The following is a 23,872-nucleotide window of genomic DNA, read 5'->3' as shown; positions in this document are numbered from 1 at the left end:
TTTTCGTCTTCTAGTTGCACAATGCCTGTCTTGTTAAAGAATGAATTATGCCTGTCACTTTAGTTAGTCACTTTAGTTAAGTGTCTGTCGAATTAGTGGAGTGTCTGTCTAATTTTTCTGATCGCGGTTTCGATATAACCAAGCGGCGATACCACTTCCAGCTATTAGCATTGAGGTAACCAGCCATAGTTTTGAAATGGGTGTTCCATTGGGGCACTGTAGCGCCATGGTTGCGCCGGCTAAATTCTGACAGTCAAAAAGTTGGCCTAATGCCAATACTAAAAGACCAAGCAGTACTCCGATAACGGCACAAGAAAAATTATTTAACGACATACTTTTCCTATTACTTTTCCATTTGTCGTTTATAACGACCATAAGGTTTGCACTGCACACTTTTGGAAAGCAAGAATGTGCTAAACCAGTGCATTACGTTGAGCTGCCAAGAAGCGTTTAATGCTTTATAAGTTTAATCTTATGGGCTTTGACCCTATTACCAACCCTTACTCCAAGCCGTTTAACGGTAATATTATTCAATTCACCTTAGGGGACTAAAAAATGTTCGTTAACTTATGCAAAAACAAGGTCGCAATATTTGCGCCAACCCCTATCAAAATTCCTTCAAATTCGGTACTATCCGCGGTCTTAAATTTTTAACGAAATAAGCGGACTATGTTTGAAATAAACCCCGTTACTAATGCGATAAAAGATATCCGCGAGCGCACCGAAGCGCTTAGGGGGTATCTTTGACTTTGATGCAAAGTCAGAGCGTTTAGAAGAAGTTATCCGAGAGTTAGAAAGTCCTGATGTTTGGAACGAGCCAGACAGAGCGCAGGCACTTGGCAAAGAAAAAGTGGCCCTAGAGCAAATCGTAGAAACGATCCACAAGCTCGACCAGGGAACTGAAGACGTTGAAGGTCTTGTCGAACTGGCTGTTGAAGCCGAAGACGAAGACACTTTCAACGAGGCGCAAAGTGAACTAGAAGGCTTAATTGAGCAACTAGAAGTGCTTGAGTTTCGCCGTATGTTCTCTGGTCCCAATGATGAGAACGACTGCTATATTGATATTCAGTCGGGTTCTGGTGGTACAGAAGCGCAAGATTGGGCCAATATGCTACTGCGCATGTATTTGCGTTGGGGCGAAGCGCACGGTTTTAAAACTGAACTTATTGAAGTATCAGACGGTGATGTAGCCGGGATTAAAAGCGCAACTTTGCGTATTCAGGGCGAATATGCATTTGGTTGGCTACGCACAGAAACCGGCGTGCACCGCTTGGTTCGTAAGTCTCCGTTTGACTCGGGTAACCGCCGTCACACGTCATTTTCATCCGCATTTGTATACCCAGAAATTGACGACGATATCGATATAGATATTAACCCGTCTGACTTACGTATAGATACCTATCGCGCATCGGGCGCAGGTGGACAGCACGTTAACAGAACGGACTCTGCGGTACGTATTACCCACGAGCCAACGGGAATTGTGGTGCAGTGTCAAAATGATCGCTCGCAGCACAAAAACAAAGATCAGGCGATGAAGCAGTTAAAAGCAAAACTTTATGAGTTTGAACTGCAAAAACAAAACGCTGAAAAACAAGCGATGGAAGACAGCAAATCTGATATTGGCTGGGGAAGCCAAATTCGCTCTTACGTATTGGATGACTCACGCATTAAAGATTTGCGCACCGGCGTGGAAACACGTAACACTCAAGCCGTGCTAGATGGCGACTTGGACAAATTTATTGAAGCCAGCCTGAAATCTGGGCTGTAAACCGAACAACGAAGTGAAAGGTTATGACTGACCAACAAACAGACGATAACAAATTGATTGCAGAGCGCCGTGCTAAGCTAAGCGCTATTCGCGAGCAGTGCCGTGCGAACGGTTTCCCAAACAGCTTCCGTCGCGAAAACTATGCGGATGAGCTTCAAGCTAAGTTCGGTGAATTCGACAAGGAAACGCTGCAAGAGCAGGGTAACAAGGTAAGCATTGCTGGCCGTATCATGGCAAAGCGTGGTCCTTTCATGCTGCTTCAAGACATGACAGGCCGTATTCAAGCTTACGCTGATAAAGACACACAAAAAGCCCTTAAAGCCAAATACGGTGCACTGGATATTGGTGACATCATTGGCGTAGCAGGTGACCTGCATAAGTCAGGTAAAGGCGACCTATACGTGAACATGGAGCAATACGAGTTGCTTACTAAAGCACTGCGTCCATTGCCAGAAAAATTCCACGGATTGAGCGATCAAGAAACGAAATATCGCCAGCGTTATGTGGATTTGATTACAAGCGAACAAACCCGCAAAACCTTTATGATCCGCAGTAAGATTGTAAACGGCATTCGCAACTATCTTACCGAGCGTGACTATCTAGAAGTGGAAACGCCTATGCTACAGGTTATTCCTGGTGGCGCGACGGCGAAGCCATTCGTAACGCATCACAATGCGCTAGATATCGATATGTACCTACGTATTGCACCAGAGTTATACCTAAAGCGCTTAGTAGTTGGTGGATTTGAGCGTGTGTTCGAAATAAACCGTAACTTCCGTAACGAAGGTTTATCTACGCGCCACAACCCAGAGTTCACTATGCTTGAGTTTTACCAAGCGTATGCAGACTACAATGACCTGATGAACCTTACAGAAGATATGCTGCGCACCTTGGCGGAAGACATTCTTGGTACAAGCATCATCAAAAACACAACTAAAGACGCTGAAGGTAATGTCACGTCTGAAGTTGAATACGACTTTGGCAAGCCGTTTGACCGCTTAAGCATGGGCGAGGCCATTCTTAAATATTGGCCAGAAGCTGATGAAGCCGCTATCCGTGACCCAGAAGCTAACCTAGATGCGCTTAAAGCGATGGCAAAACAGCTTCACATCAAAGAGCCTGAAGTTGACGGTATATGGGGTGCAGGTAAGTATCTTTGTGAAATCTTCGAAGCGACCGCTGAAGAAAAGCTTGAGCAGCCTACGTTTATTACAGAGTATCCGTGGGAAGTATCGCCGCTTGCACGTCGCAACGACAACAACCCATTCATTACAGACCGTTTCGAGTTCTTCGTAGGTGGACGTGAGTTGGCAAACGGCTTTAGCGAGCTTAACGACCCAGAAGACCAAGCTGAGCGTTTTGCGAAGCAAGTTGAAGAAAAAGATGCTGGCGATGATGAAGCTATGCACTTTGACGACGATTACATACGTGCCCTTGAATACGGCTTACCGCCAACAGCGGGTGAAGGTATTGGTATCGACCGCTTAGCGATGCTGTTTACCGATAGCTCTACCATCAAAGATGTTATCTTGTTCCCACACATGAAGCCTCAGGCGCCAAAAGACGCGCAAGAAGCGGGTGAGCAAGAGTAAAAGCGCGTTTAATTAGTCAGCGCTTTAACACGCTCTACCAAAAGGGTGTTCTCGGGAACGAGAATGCCCTTTTTCTTTGCCATTTCCACAATATAGCCGTTAATAGCATCGATTTCTGTTTGTCTACCGTAAGTCACATCCTGATGCATGCTGGAGTAGTTTTCACCTGTTGCTTTGGCTACAGATAACACGTTTTCATGGGCTGACCTTGCATCGAAATCTAGACCGTACGCATTCGCTACCTGTGTGAACTCATTGCAAATAGCAATACGACTTTGTTCATATTCAGGCTTAGTAATGTGCTTATTTTGAATATTGTGAAGTGCTGTCAATGGGTTAATGACGGCATTAACGGACAGCTTGGTCCACAGTGCTTTTAAAATATCACTGCGGTATTGCACGGGCGGAAGCGCACTATCTAAAGCAGCAATTGCATTTGCAAGCTGTGGTGCTACTTGTAAAAGGTCTGCAAGCTTTTGAGGTGATGGCGCAGCTAAATTAGGCGCGCCAATTTGCGTTACACCTAGCCCTGTATACTTCACTTGAAAATCGCCGCACGATGTATTTTCTTTTAACGCGCCATGACTCGTTGTAGCAAGAAGCAGCGGATAATCGCGGCCTAACAAATCTCGTGCAACCTCTAACCCGCCCATACCATTGTGCATTAGCACAACCGTCGGTTTACGGGAGAGATAGGGAAGCCATTGTATTAAAGCAGCGTTAAGTTGATACACTTTTAGTGGGAGAATTAACACGTCATCTTTTTCAAGAACGACAGGTGCTGGAATGGCAGGCTTTAGTGCAATGCTTTGACCATCTTGCCATTGAGCGTAAGCCGGCATGGTTTTAATGTTTCTGGGGTAGCAGTCATACGGCACGCCGTTTTTTTGAGCGCTAGCTGCAATTAAACTTCCGATGGCACCGCCACCGACTATGTGTAGTTTTCCCATTAAACTCTATTAAATGTTGTATTAGGTTACTGTTTTAGTTATGCGGAACAGGCTTATCTTTGAGACACTCTTCTACAGATGCAGACAAGAAGCGCCCTGGAATTGCCGGCCATGGGTAAGCGTCTGGTGCATTAAGCGCTTCAACCCAAGCGTGTATGTCTTCTTGGTTAATTACTTTGCCCGCATCAAAAGGTGCGGTTACCGCTATTTCGCCTTTGGATAAAGGAAGGCGCAGGTGCCAGGCATGAAGGTAGAGCCTATCTGATGCTGCACCGCCGTAAAGTGTATCACCTAAAATAGGGGCCCCGACGCTTTTAAGCGCTACTCGAATTTGATGGGTTTTCCCTGAATGGGGTTTAATAACGAAACCACGAGTTCCAGGTTTAGCTGCGCTACTGAAAAATTGAGTTATCGCTGGGCTTTCCTGAGTTTTAAGCAAAATACGCTGGCCGCCGCGACGATTCTTCATATCGCCGATTATCATGCCCTGTTTCTTTTTAGGTTTGTTACCGCTTAAGGCTAAGTAGTATTTGCTGACGCGTCTTGATGAAAAAATTTCGCCGATTTCTGCCGCCACTTTGGCATTTTTAGCTAAGCATAAGCATCCCGAGGTACCGGTATCTAGACGGTGACAAAGGTGCAGTTCTTTAACGGCGAGCTGCTTTTTTAAAACAGTAACAATGCCGTCTACTTTTCCTGCTTTTGTGCCTTTAGCTGTTTCTTGTTTTACGCCAGCGTCTTCGCCGGTGTCGTCCACAGCATCGTGCATGGCAACGCCAATAGGCTTATTAACGACAATAAGGTCAGCGTTTTCAAAGAGGATAGGGATGTGCAGCACTAGCTATTTTCTAACGCTTCGATAGCTTCTTCATAATCTAGCTCGTCAACCGCATCGATAATAGCCGTGCGTTTTTCCTGCGGTAAGGCAAGGGCGTCTAGCCATTCGTCCAGTTTATCCTGCGCGATAAACTCGCTGGCTTTCAGTGCGGCCAATAATTGCTTTCGAGCTTGCTCAGCGGCAGCGCCATTTGCGGGGGCCGAAGCGGTAACTTCAGGTTCTTTGATTAGTGCATCTACCGTGGCAATGGTTTCATCTAGCACGGCGACAAACGCAGGGTATTCATCAGCTACTTGTCTGTCGTTTCGAAAGCTACTTTCAACCGGCTTGCTTGCGTTGTGAAGCGCAAACATACCTAGATTTCCCGTTACGCCCTTAAGGGTATGAACAAGTGAATAAGCTTCAGTGAAGTCACCCTTTGCAATATGCGCTTGTAAGTCAGTATCAAGAGAACGGTATTCGTCCGTGAACTTACCTAGTAGGGTAAACAACAGCTTTTTGTTACCACTTAACTGTGACATTCCGAAGTCTATATCAAGTACTGTTGTTGACTGATCCATACATCTATCCTTTTATTTCGCAACTTCTTTTCAGACAATTTCTAGTCCAAACGCAAACCATTTGTCAGTTCATTCGTACCACTTAACGAATTCAACTGGCTAAAGCCTTCATTACTAAAGACTATGAAGTGTAAGTGTATTTCAGAAATACACAAATTAATACAATCATAGCAAAGACGAAGCAAGTAAAGCGTTAAAAAGTCTGGTAGTCTTCGAAAATTCGCTCGCGCTTTTTAAATCGTAACTTTATTTTAACCGTCAAATTAAGTTGTGACAGCAAAGTGTAGTTAGAGTGAAGGCGAGTGGAAATATGTAGTAATTTAAAAGGAATCATCATGTCAGGAAAACTGACCCTTCGTACCCTCTTTATGGCCATAGGCGTCATTGCAGTATCAGCGTGTCAGCACGTGCAGGAAGAACAGGCGAATAGCAAGTCAGATACCGCCGTAACTGCATCAAATAGCGTCTCTATTCCTTATGAGAAATATACGCTTAATAACGGGCTGACCGTCATTCTTCACGAAGATCATTCCGATCCGCTTGTTCACGTAGATGTAACCTATCACGTCGGTTCGGCGCGAGAAGAGATTGGCAAATCTGGTTTTGCCCACTTTTTCGAACACATGATGTTTCAAGGGTCTAAACACGTTGCTGATGAACAGCATTTTAAAGTTATTACAGAATCTGGCGGCAATTTAAATGGCACAACCAATACCGACCGCACTAACTACTTCGAAACTGTGCCGGCAAACCAGTTGGAAAAAGTGTTATGGCTTGAGTCTGACAGAATGGGCTACCTGCTAGAAGCCGTAGACCAAACCAAGTTTGAAAATCAAAGAGAGACTGTTAAAAACGAACGTGCACAACGGGTTGACAACCAGCCTTACGGATTGCGTTTTGAGCTTAATGGCGAAGCGCTTTATCCTGAAGGGCACCCGTATTCGTGGATGACCATTGGCTATGTAGAAGATTTAGATAGGGTAGACGTTAACGACCTAAAAGCATTCTTTAAACGCTGGTATGGCCCTAACAATGCTGTACTCACCATTGGTGGTGATATTGATGTAGCTAAAACTAAAGCGTGGGTGAAGAAGTACTTTGGTGAAATACCAGCAGGGCCTGCAGTAGAGGAGCCTGAGCCCCAGCCGGTAACGCTAAACGAAACCCGTTATGTAACCCTTGAAGATAAGGTTCACCTTCCGCTTCTTCAAATAACCTATCCTACGGTATACGGTCGCCACGAAGATGAAGCTCCGCTTGACGTTTTAGCCGATATTTTAGGCGGTGGGAAAACGTCATTGTTCTATAAAAACTTAGTAAAAGAAGGCATGGCAGTGCAGGCGGTGGTATCTCACCCTTGCCGTGAGCTTGCCTGTGAATTTCAGCTACTCGCCTTGGCTAACCCTGCAAAAATCACCTCGCTCTCTACACTTCAAAATGTGCTGAACGAAACTCTTAAAGAGTTTGAAACCCGTGGTGTCACCGCTGATGATTTGGCGCGCACAAAAGGTAAAATTGAAGCGCGTACGGTGTTTGGCTTACAAAGTGTGTCAGGTAAAGTATCTGCGCTTGCAGCAAACGAAACCTTTTACCAAACGCCTGATTTAATCGCCGAAGATATCGAACGTTATAATGCGGTGACGGCTGAAGACATCATGCGCGTTTACAACAAGTATATTAAAGATGCCAACAGCGTAGTGTTAAGTGTAGTGCCAAAGGGGCAGGTACAACTTGCTGCGGCCGAGCAAAACTTTGAGCGCCCGGTAAGAAATATTGAGATGGAAACCGCAAAGGTTACCGATAAGGAAGCCTTTACCAGTGCAGTATCAAGTTTCGATAGAAGCGTAATGCCAAAGTCAGGCGAGGCTCCGGTTGTAGAAGTCCCTGATTATTGGGAAGCTGAACTTGCTAACGGTATAGAAATGCTGGGCGTTACCAGTACAGAAACACCAACGGTAACGTTAACGCTAGGCATGGACGGCGGTATGCTGCTAGACCCTGAAGGTAAAGCTGGTACGGCTTACCTGACGGCCCTACTTATGAATGAAACTACAAAAAATTACAGTAACGAAGAATTGGCTAACGAGCTTGCTAAGCTGGGAAGTGCTATCCGATTCAGCACTGCTGGTAGGTACTCGCAGGTCTATGTATCAACATTAACTAAGCATTTAGATGAAACCTTAGCACTGTTAAAAGAAAAGTTGTTCAACCCAGCGTTTACGCAAGAAGACTTCAACCGCATGAAAGAGCGTGTTGTACAGGGGCTACAGCAGCAAGCGAAAACGCCTTCAAGCCTGGCGCGCCGTGCACGAGATCTAGTCTTGTTTGGGGAAGAAAATCGTGTAAGCCTGCCGGATGAAGGTACTTTGGAGACTGTACAAAACATCACGTTAGAAGACGTTAAAGCGTTTTACGCCAATTATTACTCACCTGATAAAGCGAGTATTGTTGTTGTCGGTAACCTGTCAAAAGAGACTATGGTAAATACCTTAGATTTCATCGGTCAGTGGCAAGGTAAAAGCTATGAGTTTGCTGATTATAGTGAATTCCCTAAGTATGAAGAAAATCAGATATTCTTGATAGATAGCCCCGAAGCTGTGCAGTCAGTGGTGTATATGGTTGACCGAAGCCTACCTTTTGATGCAACAGGCGATCACTTTAAGTCTCGTCTTATGAACTTTCCGTTAGGTGGGGCATTTAATAGCCGCATAAATCTGAACTTGCGAGAAGAAAAAGGTTTCACCTATGGAGCAAATAGCGGTTTTGTAGGTGGTAAAACACTTGGATGGTTTGAAGCAAGTAGCGATTTAACGGCTGCAAATACAGGTGAAGGTATTTCTGAAATTTTAAAAGAGATTAAACGCTACCGCACTGAGGGTGTAACAGAGGAAGAAATAGCCTTTATGCGCAATGCCTTTACGCTAAGCGATGCACTAGAATTTGAAACGCCTGCGAGCAAAGCGCGCTTTCTAAGACAGCTGCTTAGTTACGACCTGGAGAAAGGCTATCGTGAAGAGCAGCTTACTATTATCAACAATATTGATAAGGAAACGATGGATGCGTTAGCAAAGCAATATTTGAATCTCAATAAGATGCAAATTATTGTAGTAGGTGATAAAGCTAAAATTTTGCCTCAGTTAAACACGCTATCGATGCCAATTATCGAGTTATCAGTAGAGAGCAATACCCGAAAAGCGTTAAACTGATAGATTGATTTTTGTTGAATTTACACTATTGCCCCCCATAACAGGGGGCAGTATTGACATAACGGACCACCATTTTGACTGTAGACTCATCCCGTTTTGAAGCGCGTATCGCTGCGCTTAAGTCTCCCGAGTTCTTAGCTGCGCTAAAGGATATTAAGCGCGGAGTAGAGCGCGAAGCCCTTCGTATAAACCCAAATGGTACGCTGGCGCAGACGCCTCATCCTAAATCACTGGGTTCAGCGCTGACTCACGATTCAATAACTACAGACTTTTCTGAGTCACTGCTTGAGTTTATTACACCGCCCGAGAATAGCGCTGCCAAAACCATGACTCAGTTAAAAGATATCCATAAATTCGTTATCGATAATATTGGTGACGAGCAGATATGGCCTCTTAGCATGCCGTGTTTTATCGAAGATGAAGCCGATATTCCTATTGCTTACTTTGGTGAGTCAAACGTAGGAAAAATGAAGCGAGTTTACCGCATTGGCCTTAAAAATCGTTACGGTAGTATGATGCAGGCTATTGCTGGCGTTCATTTTAATTTTTCCCTACCAGATAGCTTTTGGAAATTATGGGCTGAATTGAACGGTAAAGAATATTCGCAAGACCAGATTTCAGCGGATTACTTTGGGTTAATTCGCAATTATCGCCGTCTTTGCTGGCTTATTCCTTATCTCTATGGTGCGTCTCCAGCACTCTGTGGTTCGTTCCTAAAAGGTAAAAAGCATGCTTTGCCATTTAAAAAGGTGGGTAAAGGCACGGTATACATGCCCCATGCTACCTGTCTTCGAATGAGTGACTTAGGCTATACCAGTGCAGAGCAGTCTTCGCTTAAAATCTGTTACAACCAACTCGATAATTACGTCAAGCTGTTGCGGGATGCCATGAATACACCGTCTACACGCTTCAGCCAATTTGCTGCCGGGGATGAGGGCAATTATCAGCAGCTAAGCCGCAATATCATTCAGATAGAAAATGAACTCTATTCGCCTATACGACCAAAGCAACCTACCAAGTCAATGGAAAAGCCAACAGACGCTTTGGTTCGCCGCGGTATCAATTATATTGAAGTACGGGCGCTAGACGTTAATCCGTTTTCCGCAGTGGGCATTTCACAGGCCCAGTTTGATTTCTTAGATGTATTCTTAGTTACATGTCTGCTAATGCCAAGTGCTGAGCTCGATGAAACTCAACTTAACGAAGCGAAAGAGAATATGAATAGAGTAGTACTAGAAGGAAGAAACCCGGGCCTAGTGCTACAAAATGATGGCGTGGATATCACGTTACCTCAGTGGTGTACCTCGCTGTTTAAGTCTTTCGAACAGGCCGCTGAATTACTTGATTTGGCTAACGATACTTCTCGCTACGGTGAAGCAGTAAAAACTGAGTTTGCCAAAGTACATAATCCCGAGTTAACGCCGTCAGGCAAACTGCTTTCCATGCTTTTGGAAGAGGGCAAAGATAATGGAGTGCTAGGATTAGAACTCGCACAGGCCTATCAATCTGAGATGAAGTCTTTTGAATATACGGATACCGACGCTGCAGGATTCGCTGCCCAAGCGGAAGTCTCGTTCGCTTCTCAAAAAGAAATAGAAGCGGCTGACGTAAAAGACTTTGATACATTCATACGTGATTATTTCACTGAAGCCCCAGCAAAAAAAAATGCCTGACATAGGTCAGGCATTAAAAGGTTCCAGGGAAACACACATTTTACTAGAACATTAGTTAAGACAAGCTATGAACCAAAAGTTCAAAAAACTGGTTGTTTTTTTATCAACTCTCATCGTTCTTTTTCCATTGTTCATCGCTGGATGTGCAACTACGCCTCCTAAAGACATCAGTAATTTGTGTGAAATATTTTACGAAAAGGACGATTGGTATGATGCAGCTGCTGACGCGAGAGATAAGTGGGGCGTGCCGATTCATGTGCCTATGGCCATGATGTATCAGGAAAGCTCTTTCCGTCACAATGCACTACCACCTCGCGATTATGTGTTCTTCGGACTCATTCCTTGGGGACGCGTCAGTTCGGCGTATGGTTACTCACAGGCTAAAACACCGACGTGGGCAGACTACATGCGTGAAACTGATAATAGCGGTGCGGATAGGGATGATTTTGAAGATGCGATCGATTTTATGGGTTGGTTTATCTATAAATCGCAAAAAGTGAATGGCATTTCTAAATGGGACGCCTACGCACAATACCTAAACTATCACGAAGGTTGGGGCGGCTATAAGCGCAGAAGCTATGACAGAAAACCATGGCTTAAGAAAGTGGCGTCGAAAGTAAAAGCCCGCTCGTTGCGTTACGCGACACAACTTAAAACCTGCGAAGAGGATCTTCAAAAAGGTTGGTTTATGAAGCTTTTTAGCTAGCTTTAAAATGCAAATGTTTATTTAGAATGTAGTACGCGGCTTTTAAGTCGCGTTTTTTACGTCAGTAAGAGAATTAAGATTTGAAAAGAAAAAATGAGGGATAGACGGGCGTCTATCCCTCAGCGACGCTAAGCCAAGACCGTTTTTTACCCAACGTCGAACAGGCAGTTACAAGATAGTGCAAATGATAATGATTTGCAATAGCTTTTTGGTGTGTTTTCATTTTTTATGAATATTGCTGTTTTCTTGGTTAGTTTGCAGGCGCAATCTTAGTTACTGTTTTATACTTTTTATTAACTAGCAATACTGCATTAGGTAAAAAGTAGCGACAGCAATGTATGGACAATGAAAAGTTTTGCGCACATGGCGATGTGAAGGCTCGCTTCATACAAGAGAAAAGAATATTAACCATCGACCTTAGCGGCCCTTTCAATTTAGAATTTATCCGTAAGTATCAACGTGTGGTGGGCGCAGAAAGAAGAAGTATCAACGTCCCTTGTTGGGCAAGCCTAGTTAATGTTTACGGCTTAGCGCTCGCCCCCATGGAAGCTACAGCAGATGCACAACTGATAGTAGATGAAGCCGTTGATTCAGGGCTTGTTGCCACTGCTGTAGTACTTCATGAACCCGAGGGTCTGGCGCTGCAGCAAAAGTTTTGGTCTAGAATTTACGATGCATCCACGTTGCCCTTCCAGTTTTTTAGTGAAACTTCGGAAGCATCAGAGTGGTTGAGCGAAAAAATTACTTCTGGCATGCGCGAATAGGGCGTTTACCAAAACAACAACATTATAAGGTAAGGGATAAAAGGTACGAGCAGTTCGAACTCATTCGTTTTCTCGGTTTCTATCTTTGCAATCACTTCCTTTGCATTAAATGATCTAAGCATCTCAACACTTCTTATCAACTCTATAAAGGCATAACAGGAGGTAGCTATGGTAGGAAGTCAGCATCAATATCGTTTTTTCAACGTCAATAACGTGCTATTTGATATCCCAAGCAACGTATACGACGACAGAACGGTAGACGAATGGTTCGCGGCGATTGTCAAAGAGGGGAGAAAGCGAGAACATTGGGTAATATTCTCTATTCCCGATAAAAGTTTAACTGTCACCCATACCGCGGCAAAGCAACTTTGTAGTCGGTTGCCTTATTTAAAATCTTACGGCTGCCTTGGCTTTTTGCTTTTAGCGACACACACTAACGCAAAGATTTTTCAACACAGTTTGAAAGCTACGCCTTCTAACTTTGATGTGAAAGTAAGTGAGTCGATGGAAACACTCTGTAGATCTGCGGAATTTATGTTAGGAAGTGACAACGAACTCAATATCTTTAATCGGTTTGGTTCGGGGTAACACCAAACGAACTCGTGTATTTTTACTTTGCCAGCGATAGTTATCTATGCGGATTGGTACAAAGTTTAAATAGCAGCCTTGATTTGACCTAGATCAAGTAAGCTAGCCGCAGCCATCAGGCTAATTTTTACTTTTGATCCAGATCATAATCTTCAAGCCAAGTCTTCTCTATTATTCACTTAGTTAAAGAGGAGACTTATTATGATGTGGACTATGATGAAAGACCCAGTGGTGTGGGGCTCACTATTAGGTATAGGCATTATTGTTGCGATGATGATGTACTACACCTATTTATTTATGCACAACAGCGCAGACGAAGACAAATAAGCCGCATTACGTAGCCTTGTCCTAACGTTTGTCGTTTTGAAGCGGTATATCAATAAGCACCAGTAATGCAGCTTGCCCTCCGTATTCGAGAGGGGCTTGATGGAAAGCGCGTACGTGTGGGTGCTGGACTAAGTAATGGGGCAGGGCAGCTTTTAACACGCCTTGCCCAAAACCGTGCATGACGCAAACACAGTCAATCATTTCTTTTCTAGCCGTGTGAATAAGCGCTGCAAGCTCTGCTTTTGCCATTTCTCGAGTTAACCCGTGCAAATCCAGTGTCATTTCTGGCGAGTAGTCACCGCGACGTAACTGTTTCACAATATGCGTAGACTCACCTTCTTGGCAAAAGCGCATAGGGCCTTCTTGAGGTAGTGCCGCTTGATACATGTCAGAAAAATTGAAACTAGCTGCAAGTTGCTTGCTGTGTTTTAGGTGTTTGCCTTTTATTTGCTGTGACTTCTTAAATAACTCAACCTGTTTATCAGGCTCTACTTTATCTTGTGACATAGGCTTGACGCCTTGCATTACATCAGCAAACGAAAAGGTCTCTTCTTCAGCGCTTGATGACGTATTGTGCTTATTAGCGCCCGCTAGCCCAGCTCGCCCCGTAGGTCGCTTTGGTTCAGCCAGTTGCTTTTTTAATACTTTGAGTTCTTTTTTAAAGGTTTTCATCAAATATAGCTTTGGTAAATAAACACAAGTTCAATAATTCAAAACGCCTAAATTATAACGAATAGAAAGATTCGGTACGTAGTTAATTATGTGAATCGGTATGAAGTTTGGGTATGATACCAGCTTTGAAATTTTTGATGTACCCAAACGCCATGACCGATAAGTTTTACCTTGAAGAAGCCATTGAAGATCTGCATACCCTGTTAGATATGACACGATGGGCAACCAGCCGTTTTAACGATGCGGCTTTGTATTTTGGTCATGGTACTGATAACGCGTGGGACGAAGCGACTAGCCTCGTTATGCAGGCACTGCATTTACCTCATCCTATCTTAGAGCAGGCTAGCGATAACATTCTTAACTCACGCTTGACCAAAAGTGAACGTGAGAAAATTGCCGAGCTTGTTTTAAAACGCGTGCAGACTCGTATGCCGTTGCCTTACATCACAAATGAAGCTTGGTTTTGTGGTATGCCATTTTATGTTGATGAGCGCGTGCTTATTCCACGTTCGCCATTTGCCGAACTTATTCAAAACGAATTCGCACCTTTTGTTGAGTCAGCGCCAAATACTATTCTTGATATGTGTACAGGCGGCGCTTGCATTGCTATCGCTTTGGCTCATGCATACCCTGATGCCCAAGTGGATGCCGTTGATATTAGTACTGATGCACTAGAGGTGGCCGATATCAATATTCAGGAACACGAACTTAGTCATCGTGTTTATCCCATTCAGTCAGATTTGTTTTCTAGCCTAGAAGGTCAGAAATACGACCTAATCGTTTCTAATCCACCGTATGTGGACGCGGAAGACATGGCTGACTTACCTGAAGAGTATCATCACGAGCCTGAGCTTGCGCTCGCCGCAGGCGACGACGGTTTAGACCTCGTGGACATTATGCTTAAAGATGCGCCAAATTACCTTAACGATGGTGGCTGGCTGTTCGTAGAAGTAGGCAACAGCGAAGTGCACATGAATGAAAGGTTCCCGGGCTTGGAAGTCATTTGGCTAGAGTTTGAAAATGGTGGGTCAGGTATTTTTGCCGTGCGCAAAGACACACTCGTACAGTATTTTAGTAGTAAGGATTAATAGTTAATTATGTCAGGTAACAGCTTCGGAAAACTTTTCACTGTAACCACGTTTGGTGAAAGCCACGGCATTGCAATTGGCGGTGTAGTAGACGGTTGTCCTCCAGGTCTTGAGATCACAGAAGAAGATCTTCAGGTGGATTTAGACAGACGCAAACCAGGCACTTCGCGCTATACCACCGCCCGAAGAGAAGACGACGAAGTACAAATTCTATCTGGCGTATTTGAAGGCAAAACCACTGGTACAAGCATTGGTTTATTAATTAAAAATAAAGACCAGCGAAGCCAAGACTACGGCAATATTAAAGACCGCTTTCGCCCAGGTCATGCTGACTATACTTACGATCAAAAATACGGGAGCCGTGACTATCGTGGTGGTGGACGTTCATCAGCCCGCGAAACAGCTATTCGCGTAGCCGCTGGCGGTATTGCGAAGAAGTACTTAAAAGAGGTGCATGGTATTGAGGTGTTGGGTTATTTGTCTCAGCTTGGCCCTGTGTCCGTTGATAAGGTGGACCACAGCGTTACCAACACCAACCCGTTTTTCTGCCCAGATGAGTCTAAGTTAGATTCGCTGGACGAATACATGCGTGATCTTAAAAAATCTGGCGACAGCATTGGCGCAAAAGTGTCGGTTGTAGCTAAAAATGTCCCTGTGGGCCTAGGCGAGCCAGTCTTTGATAGGCTGGATGCGGAAATCGCCCACGCTATGATGGGCATTAACGCAGTGAAAGGCGTTGAAATTGGTGATGGCTTTGATGTTATAAACCAAAAAGGTAGTGAACATCGCGATACGCTAACGCCAGATGGTTTCTCTTCAAACCACGCAGGTGGTGTATTAGGCGGCATTTCTACCGGTCAGGATATAGAAGTGCACATGGCACTTAAGCCGACCTCGAGCATTTCGGTACCGGGTAAGACTATCAATAAAGACAATGAAGAGATTGATATAGTTACCAAAGGACGTCACGACCCGTGCGTAGGTATTCGTGCTGTGCCGATTGCTGAAGCAATGCTGGCACTGGTATTGATGGATCACTTGCTGCGTCACCGCGCGCAAAATGCAGGCGTGCTATCGACCACGAAACCCATTGCGGGTCAGGCATAGCCTTTTTAATCGTAACTAGGCTTAATCGCATTATTTACGCGATCGAATAAAACGCGCAGTATCAAGGTTGTATTGCGCTAAATGTTCTTACTATTCGCCACTACCCGTTTGCGCTAGTGGCGTTTTTGCATATGGAGATGTAGATTGTCATCTAATGGTCTAAACCATCCCGAAAGTGCCGATACAGGCCTAAAAAGTAGCAAAACTGCGCTCTTTATCCTTGCTATTACCTACTGGCTTTACTTCGGGCAACTTGGCGTACTTGTTCCATACTTAGGGATCTTCCTTGATGGACGGGGATTTTCTTCTGCCGACATTGGTGAGCTTTTTGCCGTCATTACCCTAGCTCGTATTTTAGGCCCTGGCTTGTGGGCGGGCGTTGCTGACAAAACCGGTAACGCGATAGGCGTTATGCGTTTAGGCTGCTTTCTTACAGTACTCACTTTCAGTTCTGTCTTTTACTTTACCAGTTTCTGGGGGCTTACGCTGGCGTTCGGCCTAATGATGATGTTTTGGACCGCAGTATTGCCTCAGCTTGAAGTCATCACTATGAACACGGTGGCGAAAACCAAGGCTACCTATGGGCAAATAAGGCTATGGGGAAGTGTTGGGTTTATTTGTTTGACGGTAGGTGTGGGTAAGGCCCTAGATATTTTTTCTACCGATACCCCTGTGCATGCCAGTGTTGGTGTACTTGCACTTTTATTTATAAGTACCCTGTTTATACGCGCGCCGAAAGAAGCTGCGCCTGAATCGTCAACGGCGGGCAGTATTTGGAAATACGCTAAACAAAAACCTTTTGCCATATTTATTTTCGCTTCTGCCTGTCTGCAAATTAGCTTCGGCGCGTATTACGGCTTTTTCGCCCTTTACATGCGAGACCTTGATTACAGCGGACAACAAACCGGCATCTTTATAGCGCTAGGGGTACTTGCCGAGGTGGGTATATTTCTGGTTGCCCGCAGGCTCATTAGTCAATTTGGCGTGTGGAATCTATTGTTTGTAAGCATCGCACTCACAGGGCTTCGTTGGTACGTGATGGCGGCGTTTGCCGACAGTTTTATGGTGATTGTATTAAGCCAGCTTATTCATGCCTTAAGCTTTGGGTTAACCCATGCGGTATCGGTACATTTTATCCACCAGTTTTTACCTAAGGCATACCATAGCCGCGGGCAAGCTGTATATATCAGTGTAGCCTTTGGCCTTGGTGGCGCATTGGGTAATTACATGGCGGGGCAGCAATGGCAGCAGGGCACTAACGCTTACGAGGCCTTTGTTACTGCAGCAGTGTTTGCCGCAATCGGCGCGCTGTCATTACTATTGTGTTCACGAAAAGAAATGGAAAGCGCACAAGCAGCTTAATACCTTTTTCTGAGGGAGTACCGCAGGCCTATCCCTGCGGTGCGCGTTTACACTCGGATATTACTTCAAAGCCATCGGCCCCATTGTCTTGCTCTAGGCGTACGTCGAATTTCCATAGCCTGTGCAAGTGACGCATGACTTCATCTTTAGATTCACCTAGCGGTATACCCCGCTGAGGAATATAGCGCAGAGTCAGTGACCGATCCCCACGCACATCCACGTTATGCACCTGAATGTTGGGTTCCAAATTACTCAAATTGTATTGGGCGGAAAGCTTCTCTTTAATAATTTGATAACCCCTTTCATCGTGGATAGCACTGACTGCAATAAAGGGTTTGGTGGTGTCGTCTTCAAGGGCAAACAATTTAAAATCCCGAATCACTTTTGGTGATAAAAACTGACTGATAAAGCTCTCGTCTTTAAAGTTCTCCATAGCGAAATGCACGGTTTCCAGCCAGTCTTTACCCGCAATACTGGGCAAATATTTATAGTCTTCCTCAGTAGGCGACTGACATACCCGTTTAATATCCATGAACATGGAAAAGCCAAGGGCATACGGGTTAATGCCAGAGTAATAAGGACTATTGTATTCAGGCTGCATCACGACGCTTGAATGACTATGTAAAAACTCCATCATAAAGCGGTCGCTAACTAAGCCCTCATCATACATCTCATTGAGGATATGGTAATGCCAGAAACAAGCCCACCCTTCGTTCATCACCTGGGTTTGTTTCTGCGGATAAAAATACTGCGAAACTTTGCGTACAATACGCACAATTTCCCGCTGCCACGGTTCAAGCAAAGGGGCGTTTTTCTCAATAAAATAGAGCAGATTTTCCTGAGGTTCTTGGGGAAAACGAATTTTTTCTTTGTGCTTGCTGTGCGGGCTATCTGGCAAGGTGCGCCAAAGCTCATTCACCTGGGATTGAAGGTAGGCTTCGCGCTCTTCTTGCCTGTTCTTCTCTTCTTGGAGTGAAATCTTCTGCGGGCGTTTGTATCGGTCAACGCCATAATTCATCAGAGCATGACACGAATCAAGCATGTTTTCGACCTCGTCATAGCCGTACTTCTGTTCGCATTTAGCAATGTAGTTTTTAGCAAAGACCAGATAATCGATAATAGAGCTAGCGTCGGTCCAGGTTTTAAATAAGTAATTACCTTTAAAAAACGAATTGTGCCCGTAGCAGGCATGGGCCATTACCAGCGCCTGCATAGTAATGGTGTTCTCTTCCATTAAATACGCAATGCAAGGGTCAGAGTTAATAACAATTTCGTAAGCCAAGCCCATTTGTCCACGACGATATTGTTGTTCAGTTTGAATAAATTTTTTGCCAAAGCTCCAATGGGTATAGTTGAGCGGCATACCTATACTGGCGTAGGCATCCATCATTTGCTCGGCGGTAATAACCTCAATTTGGTTGGGGTAGGTATCTAACTTAAACTTTTTAGCGATGCGATCGATGTGCTGCTCGTATTCTTCGATAAGCGGAAATGTCCAGTCGGGCCCATCGCTTAGCAAATGTCGTTTTGATGATTTAGCCTTGCTGTTTTCTTTTGCGATAGCGTCGGTTGTCATATTAGGCTCCTTGCTGCGCATCTTGCTCAGAGCGTTTGAATAGCTCTCTGAACACAGGATAGATGTCGGCCTGGGTTTGTATGTGCTTACATACAAAATTGTCGTGAGTGGCGGCGACTTTCTCGTATTCACGCCATAGGCTTTGGTGCTGTCTTTCGGTTATTTCGATATAGGCATAATAGCGGGTGGTCGGCAGCAGTTTAGAGGTAAGCAAATCGCGGCATTGGGGCGAGTCATCGGCCCAGTTATCGCCATCTGACGCCTGTGCTGCATAAATATTCCAATTTCCATCGCTATAGCGCTCGCGGACAACCTCGTCCATTAGCTTCAAGGCGCTTGAAACAATAGTACCGCCGGTTTCTTGAGAATAGAAAAACTCCTGCTCGTCCACTTCTTTAGCTTGTGTATGGTGGCGAATATATACCACGTCTACGTTTTCGTAAGTGCGACTTAAAAATAGATAAAGCAAAATATAGAAGCGTTTTGCCATTTCTTTAGTGGCCTGGTCCATAGAGCCAGATACGTCCATTAAGCAAAACATTACCGCTTTACTCGAAGGAAGAGGGCGCTTGTCATAGTTCTTAAAGCGCAAATCAAACGTGTCGATAAATGGCACTCGGCCAATTTTGGCTTTTAAGGCCTCAATTTCTTCTTTAAGTGCATTAATAGCCAGCGTATTGTCGTGCTTGTCTTCTACAAGCAGTACCAGTTTTTCTTCAAGTTCTTTAAGTTTCTTTCTATCACTTCCGCTTAGGGCTATACGCCTTGCTACAGAACCTTTGAGTGAGCGAACAATATCAAGGTTGCTCGGTACGCCGTCGGTCTGATAACCGGCGCGGTAAGTTTCAAACTGGGTGACTTTATCGAACTGATTTTTTTTTAAATTCGGAAGCGCCAAATCTTCAAATAGCAAATCTAAATATTCGTCTTTGGATATTGAAAATACGAACTCGTCTTGCCCTTCACCTTCATTGCTAGCGTCGCCTTCACCAGCGCCTTTACCGCCACCACCTGGCGGTCTGTCAATTTTGTCTCCTGCGGTGAATTGGTCATTGCCTGGGTGGACAATATCTCTGCTGCCACCGCGCCCTGTATGGAATATAGGTTCAGAAATATCTCTGGCTGGAATGCTAATTTGCTCGCCAGAATCTACGTCGGTAACAGAACGTTTGCCCACTGCATCAGATACAGCACGCTTTATCTGCTGTTTGTAACGCTTGATAAAGCGCTGGCGGTTTACCGTACTCTTGCCTTTGCTGTTTAACCTTCGGTCTATGAAATGTGCCATACACACCTGCTTGAGTTATTGTGAACTACAAATACCGGTGCTAAAGCGCGCTTAGCGCACGCTATAGCACCCTATACGTTCTAGAAGCTTCCAGCCCTTGGGCTATGACGCTTTTCGTACGCGTAGGTACCATTCACAAAGCAAGCGAACTTGTTTTTGCGTATAGCCTTTTTCGGTCATACGATTTACAAAGTCGTCGTGCTTTTTCTGCTCTTCTGCTGAGCCTTTGGTGTTAAAAGAAATAACTGGCAGTAAGTCTTCCGTGTTAGAGAACATCTTCTTCTCGATGACGGTGCGAAGCTTCTCATAACTTGTCCACGCTGGGTTTTTGCCGCCGTTATTCGCACGGGCTCGCAAAACAAAGTTAACGATCTCGTTACGGAAATCTTTTGGGTTGCTGATCCCTGCAGGCTTCTCTGTTTTTTCTAACTCAGCATTCAGTGACGCTCTGTCGAACAGCTGCCCAGTTTCTGGGTCGCGATACTCTTGGTCTTGGATCCAGAAATCAGCATAGGTGACATAGCGGTCAAATAGATTTTGCCCGTATTCAGAATATGACTCTAAATAAGCGGTTTGAATTTCTTTGCCTATGAACTCCACATAGCGGGGGATCAGGTAGCCTTTTAAAAACTCCAAATACTTATCAGCGGTTTCTTGGGGGAACTGTTCTCGCTCAATCTGACGTTCCAACACGTAGAATAAATGCACTGGATTCGCCGCCACTTCTTGATGATCGAAGTTAAACACGCGAGAAAGGATCTTAAATGCAAAGCGGGTGGATAATCCCTCCATACCTTCGTCGACACCAGCGTAATCGCGATATTCTTGATAAGACTTCGCTTTCGGGTCGGTGTCTTTTAAGCTTTCTCCATCATAGACCCGCATTTTTGAAAACATGCTGGAGTTTTCAGGCTCTTTTAATCGGGATAGCACAGTAAACTGCGCTAAGCATTCCAAAGTGTCAGGTGCACATGGAGCGCCACTGAGCTCACTGCTATCGAGTAGCTTTTTATAAATGCGAATTTCTTCGCTTACTCTTAAGCAATAAGGGACTTTCACAATATAAACACGGTCTAAAAATGCTTCGTTGTTTTTATTGTTTCTAAACGATTGCCACTCAGATTCGTTTGAGTGTGCCAATATTAACCCATCGAAGGGAAGAGCAGAAAAGCCTTCCGTTGGATTATAGTTGCCTTCTTGAGTGGCGGTTAATAGCGGATGCAGCACCTTAATTGGCGCTTTGAACATTTCAACAAATTCCATTAACCCTTGGTTGGCTTTACACAGCGAACCTGAATAACTATATGCGTCAGGGTCGTTTTGTGCATATTGCTCTAGACGGCGAATATCCACTTTCCCAACGAGTGCCGAGATATCCTGGTTGTTCTCATCTCCAGGTTCGGTTTTAGCAATGCCAACCTGATCAAGTACCGAAGGATAAACCCGTACCACTTTGAACTGGGTAATATCGCCATTGAACTCATGAAGGCGCTTGCGAGCCCACGGTGACATGATGGTTTTTAGATAGCGCTTAGGAATGCCATATTCTTTTTCTAAAATGTCGCCATCTTCTTTGACGTCGAATAGGCAGAATGGATGATCATTCACTGGTGAGCCTTTGAGCATGTAAATAGGTACGTGCTGCATCAACTCTTTGAGTTTTTCGGCCAGCGACGATTTGCCGCCACCTACTGGGCCGAGTAAATAAAGAATCTGTTTCTTCTCCTCTAGACCCTGCGCGGCATGCTTGAGGTAAGAGACGATTTGTTCAATGGCCTCTTCCATGCCATAGAATTCTGAAAAAGCTGGATAACGAGAAATGACGCGGTTAGAGAAAATGCGGCTTAGCGCCGGGTCGTTGGCAGTGTCAATTAATTCTGGCTCACCAATGGCTTGTAACAAACGTTCTGCTGCGCTTGCATAAGCACTTTGATCTTCCTTACAAATTTCAAGGAACTCCCCAATGGTGAACTCTTCCTGTTTCCGCTCTTCATAGCGGCTTTGATAGTGTTCAAAAATACCCATGAATACCCCTTAAATACGGAACCCCGTAATTTCAGCTTAGTCGGTATTTGGGAAAAGGATAGTAATTATTGTGTATAGTTTTTAATCTTTTCGTCTAATAAAAAATGCAACTTTTATAAGAATTTAGTGTCTCTTAATGAAGCTTTTCGCATAAACAAAAGCCCCGCTAATGAGCGGGGCTTTTTATTCGTATTCTTTAACGCTATGTAGCACAACGTGTGTACTACAAGAAGGCGTAAGCCTTACGCAAAGTTTTTGCTTGCGAATTCCCAGTTAACTAGTGCCCAGAAGTTTTCTAGGTACTTAGGACGCGCATTACGGTAATCGATATAGTAAGCGTGTTCCCAAAGGTCGACAGTTAGTACTGGTGTTAGGTCATCGCCAGAGATAGGCGTTTCAGCGTTGCTAGTGTTAACGATATCTAGGCTACCGTCTGCAGTTTTAACGAGCCACGTCCAGCTAGAGCCGAAGTTGTTAACAGCTTTGTCGTTGAACGCTGCTTGGAAGTCTGCAAATGAGCCCCATTTCGCGTTAATCGCATCAGCTAGTGCGCCAGTTGGCTCGCCGCCGCCATTCGGGCTAAGGCAGTGCCAGTAGAACGTGTGGTTCCAAACTTGCGCTGCGTTATTGAAAACACCGCCTTCAGAAGATTTGATAATTTCTTCTAGGCTTTTGTTTTCCATGTCAGTACCTTCAACTAGGCCATTAAGCTTAGTTACATAAGTAGCGTGGTGCTTGCCATAGTGGTACTCAAGCGTTTCAGCAGAAATATGCGGTTCTAGTGCATTTTGTTCGTATGGTAATGCTGGTAGTTCAAAAGCCATGACGGTCTCCATGTTGGTTTAGTATTGTAGTCTAAAGCACACTTATCTTCGCCTGTTCAATAAGTGCCAGTCAACGCTTAGCTGACGATATCACTCTAGACGCTAAAGCATATCCCAAATGTGGGGATAAAGTCTTATAACTCAATGACAAAATTGTGAATTTTTTTGCAAAATCTATTTTGTGGAAATATCGCGTTGATAGATATACAGGTAGATAGGGAGAGAGCGTACTAAAAGATCAATTCAGTAATGGGTAATTAAAAGGGATTTTATGATACCCTTCGCCTTGATAAATCATTTATGCATTCCCATCTTAGAGGGAATACACTTTTGTGCTCAGAGGAATCAAATGGATAATACTGAAAATCAATCAACGCTAGATAGAATCAAGCAGCAAATCGAAGAAAACCCAATTTTGTTGTATATGAAAGGTTCTCCTAAGCTACCTAGCTGTGGCTTTTCTTCACAAGCATCACAAGCGTTGATGTCATGTGGCGAACCATTTGCTTATGTAGATATTCTACAAAACCCTGATATTCGTGCTGAACTACCTAAATATGCCAATTGGCCTACCTTCCCTCAGCTATGGGTTGAAGGTGAACTTGTTGGCGGGTGCGATATTATCATTGAAATGTTCCAACAGAACGAGCTTCAGCCGCTTATCAAAGAGACAGCTGAAAAATACAATGAAGACGAGTAAATCTTTCGATTTGTAGCAGGTCTCCGATATTTTAAGTATCGATTAAAAAGCTGGCTTTGTGTCAGCTTTTTTCATTAAAAACTACCAAAAATTCCGCACTTTTATTCCCATCAAGATAATATAGACAGGTCAGAAATAAAGATCCTCTACGGTTTGAAAAAATATTTTTATTCTGTCGAAAAAGGTTTGTTTTTTAATATCTTGCGTTCTATAAAACATTCAGCTGGCCGCAAATGAGTCAGTGTTGAAGGTATAAAA

Annotated in this window: 21 protein-coding genes; 12 read left to right on the top strand and 9 right to left on the bottom strand. The window is 44.3% G+C overall.

Annotated features, from left to right (window positions below; all coding sequences use genetic code 11):
* Positions 1-108 precede the first annotated feature (108 nt).
* Complete coding sequence (locus D1814_RS02220; RefSeq protein ID WP_118489899.1) at positions 109-333, bottom strand: hypothetical protein; 225 nt, start codon at positions 331-333, stop codon at positions 109-111.
* A 336-nt stretch (positions 334-669) separates the two neighbouring features.
* On the opposite strand from D1814_RS02220, the gene prfB reads away from it, so the two are divergent.
* A protein-coding gene (prfB, locus tag D1814_RS02215; RefSeq protein ID WP_118489898.1) for a peptide chain release factor 2 occupies positions 670-1,768 on the top strand; the annotation gives its coding sequence in 2 pieces (ribosomal slippage) (positions 670-744 and positions 746-1,768; 1,098 coding nt in all).
* A 23-nt stretch (positions 1,769-1,791) separates the two neighbouring features.
* A complete protein-coding gene (gene lysS / locus D1814_RS02210; RefSeq protein WP_118489897.1) occupies positions 1,792-3,360 on the top strand; it encodes a lysine--tRNA ligase in 1,569 nt (522 codons plus the stop codon).
* An 8-nt stretch (positions 3,361-3,368) separates the two neighbouring features.
* Here the strand turns inward: lysS and D1814_RS02205 are convergent, their stop codons facing one another.
* The 3 genes from D1814_RS02205 to D1814_RS02195 are packed head-to-tail and all read right to left on the bottom strand — an operon-like array spanning position 3,369 to position 5,708.
* Complete coding sequence (locus tag D1814_RS02205; protein WP_118489896.1) at positions 3,369-4,310, bottom strand: ketopantoate reductase family protein; 942 nt, start codon at positions 4,308-4,310, stop codon at positions 3,369-3,371.
* A gap of 34 nt (positions 4,311-4,344) precedes the next feature.
* Entirely contained in the window at positions 4,345-5,148 is an 804-nt protein-coding gene (locus tag D1814_RS02200; protein WP_118489895.1) for a pseudouridine synthase, read from the bottom strand.
* Entirely contained in the window at positions 5,148-5,708 is a 561-nt protein-coding gene (locus D1814_RS02195; protein WP_118489894.1) for an Hpt domain-containing protein, read from the bottom strand. Before D1814_RS02195 ends, D1814_RS02200 begins: the two co-directional genes overlap by 1 nt.
* Positions 5,709-6,043: 335 nt before the next feature.
* Here D1814_RS02195 and D1814_RS02190 point away from each other — a divergent pair, with 335 nt between their 5' ends.
* The 6 genes from D1814_RS02190 (at position 6,044) to D1814_RS19670 (ending at position 12,972) form a co-directional block, all read left to right on the top strand.
* Entirely contained in the window at positions 6,044-8,914 is a 2,871-nt protein-coding gene (locus D1814_RS02190) for a M16 family metallopeptidase (protein ID WP_118489893.1), read from the top strand.
* Positions 8,915-8,988: 74 nt separating this feature from the next.
* Positions 8,989-10,587 (top strand): glutamate--cysteine ligase, encoded by a 1,599-nt coding sequence (gene gshA, locus D1814_RS02185; protein WP_118489892.1) that lies wholly within the window; start codon positions 8,989-8,991, stop codon positions 10,585-10,587.
* Between the two features lie 67 nt (positions 10,588-10,654).
* Positions 10,655-11,293: a transglycosylase SLT domain-containing protein gene (locus D1814_RS02180; protein ID WP_118489891.1), complete on the top strand. Its 639-nt coding sequence runs from the start codon at positions 10,655-10,657 to the stop codon at positions 11,291-11,293.
* A 338-nt stretch (positions 11,294-11,631) separates the two neighbouring features.
* Entirely contained in the window at positions 11,632-12,057 is a 426-nt protein-coding gene (locus D1814_RS02175) for a hypothetical protein (RefSeq protein WP_118489890.1), read from the top strand.
* Positions 12,058-12,225: 168 nt separating this feature from the next.
* Positions 12,226-12,645: a hypothetical protein gene (locus D1814_RS02170; RefSeq protein WP_118489889.1), complete on the top strand. Its 420-nt coding sequence runs from the start codon at positions 12,226-12,228 to the stop codon at positions 12,643-12,645.
* A 201-nt stretch (positions 12,646-12,846) separates the two neighbouring features.
* Complete coding sequence (locus D1814_RS19670; protein ID WP_259462646.1) at positions 12,847-12,972, top strand: hypothetical protein; 126 nt, start codon at positions 12,847-12,849, stop codon at positions 12,970-12,972.
* A gap of 21 nt (positions 12,973-12,993) precedes the next feature.
* On the opposite strand, the gene smrB is transcribed toward D1814_RS19670, so the two are convergent.
* The gene (smrB, locus tag D1814_RS02165; protein ID WP_118489888.1) at positions 12,994-13,644 is read right to left on the bottom strand and encodes an endonuclease SmrB; all 651 of its coding nucleotides are present in this window, start codon (positions 13,642-13,644) and stop codon (positions 12,994-12,996) included.
* 152 nt (positions 13,645-13,796) lie between these two features.
* Here smrB and prmB point away from each other — a divergent pair, with 152 nt between their 5' ends.
* From prmB to D1814_RS02150, 3 genes are all read left to right on the top strand, one after another.
* Positions 13,797-14,732: a 50S ribosomal protein L3 N(5)-glutamine methyltransferase gene (gene prmB / locus D1814_RS02160; RefSeq protein ID WP_147402524.1), complete on the top strand. Its 936-nt coding sequence runs from the start codon at positions 13,797-13,799 to the stop codon at positions 14,730-14,732.
* A 9-nt stretch (positions 14,733-14,741) separates the two neighbouring features.
* The gene (gene aroC, locus D1814_RS02155) at positions 14,742-15,839 is read left to right on the top strand and encodes a chorismate synthase (RefSeq protein WP_118489886.1); all 1,098 of its coding nucleotides are present in this window, start codon (positions 14,742-14,744) and stop codon (positions 15,837-15,839) included.
* A 144-nt stretch (positions 15,840-15,983) separates the two neighbouring features.
* Complete coding sequence (locus D1814_RS02150; RefSeq protein WP_118489885.1) at positions 15,984-17,201, top strand: MFS transporter; 1,218 nt, start codon at positions 15,984-15,986, stop codon at positions 17,199-17,201.
* 28 nt (positions 17,202-17,229) lie between these two features.
* Here D1814_RS02150 and D1814_RS02145 read toward each other — a convergent pair whose 3' ends face one another.
* The 4 genes from D1814_RS02145 to sodB form a co-directional block, all read right to left on the bottom strand.
* Entirely contained in the window at positions 17,230-18,777 is a 1,548-nt protein-coding gene (locus D1814_RS02145; RefSeq protein WP_118489884.1) for a SpoVR family protein, read from the bottom strand.
* Position 18,778: 1 nt separating this feature from the next.
* Positions 18,779-20,065 carry a YeaH/YhbH family protein gene (locus D1814_RS02140; RefSeq protein ID WP_118489883.1) on the bottom strand — a complete coding sequence of 429 codons (1,287 nt, stop codon included), beginning with the start codon at positions 20,063-20,065 and terminating at the stop codon, positions 18,779-18,781.
* A 102-nt stretch (positions 20,066-20,167) separates the two neighbouring features.
* Positions 20,168-22,090, bottom strand: coding sequence for a PrkA family serine protein kinase (locus D1814_RS02135; RefSeq protein WP_118489882.1), 1,923 nt, complete (start codon positions 22,088-22,090; stop codon positions 20,168-20,170).
* A 242-nt stretch (positions 22,091-22,332) separates the two neighbouring features.
* Positions 22,333-22,914: a superoxide dismutase [Fe] gene (gene sodB / locus D1814_RS02130; RefSeq protein WP_025254504.1), complete on the bottom strand. Its 582-nt coding sequence runs from the start codon at positions 22,912-22,914 to the stop codon at positions 22,333-22,335.
* Positions 22,915-23,263: 349 nt separating this feature from the next.
* On the opposite strand from sodB, the gene D1814_RS02125 reads away from it, so the two are divergent.
* Entirely contained in the window at positions 23,264-23,614 is a 351-nt protein-coding gene (locus tag D1814_RS02125; protein WP_118489881.1) for a Grx4 family monothiol glutaredoxin, read from the top strand.
* Positions 23,615-23,872: the final 258 nt, after the last annotated feature.

It is taken from the genome of Alteromonas sp. BL110 (genome assembly GCF_003443615.1).
GTDB lineage: Bacteria > Pseudomonadota > Gammaproteobacteria > Enterobacterales > Alteromonadaceae > Alteromonas.
This window is presented reverse-complemented; position numbering and strand designations above follow the sequence as displayed.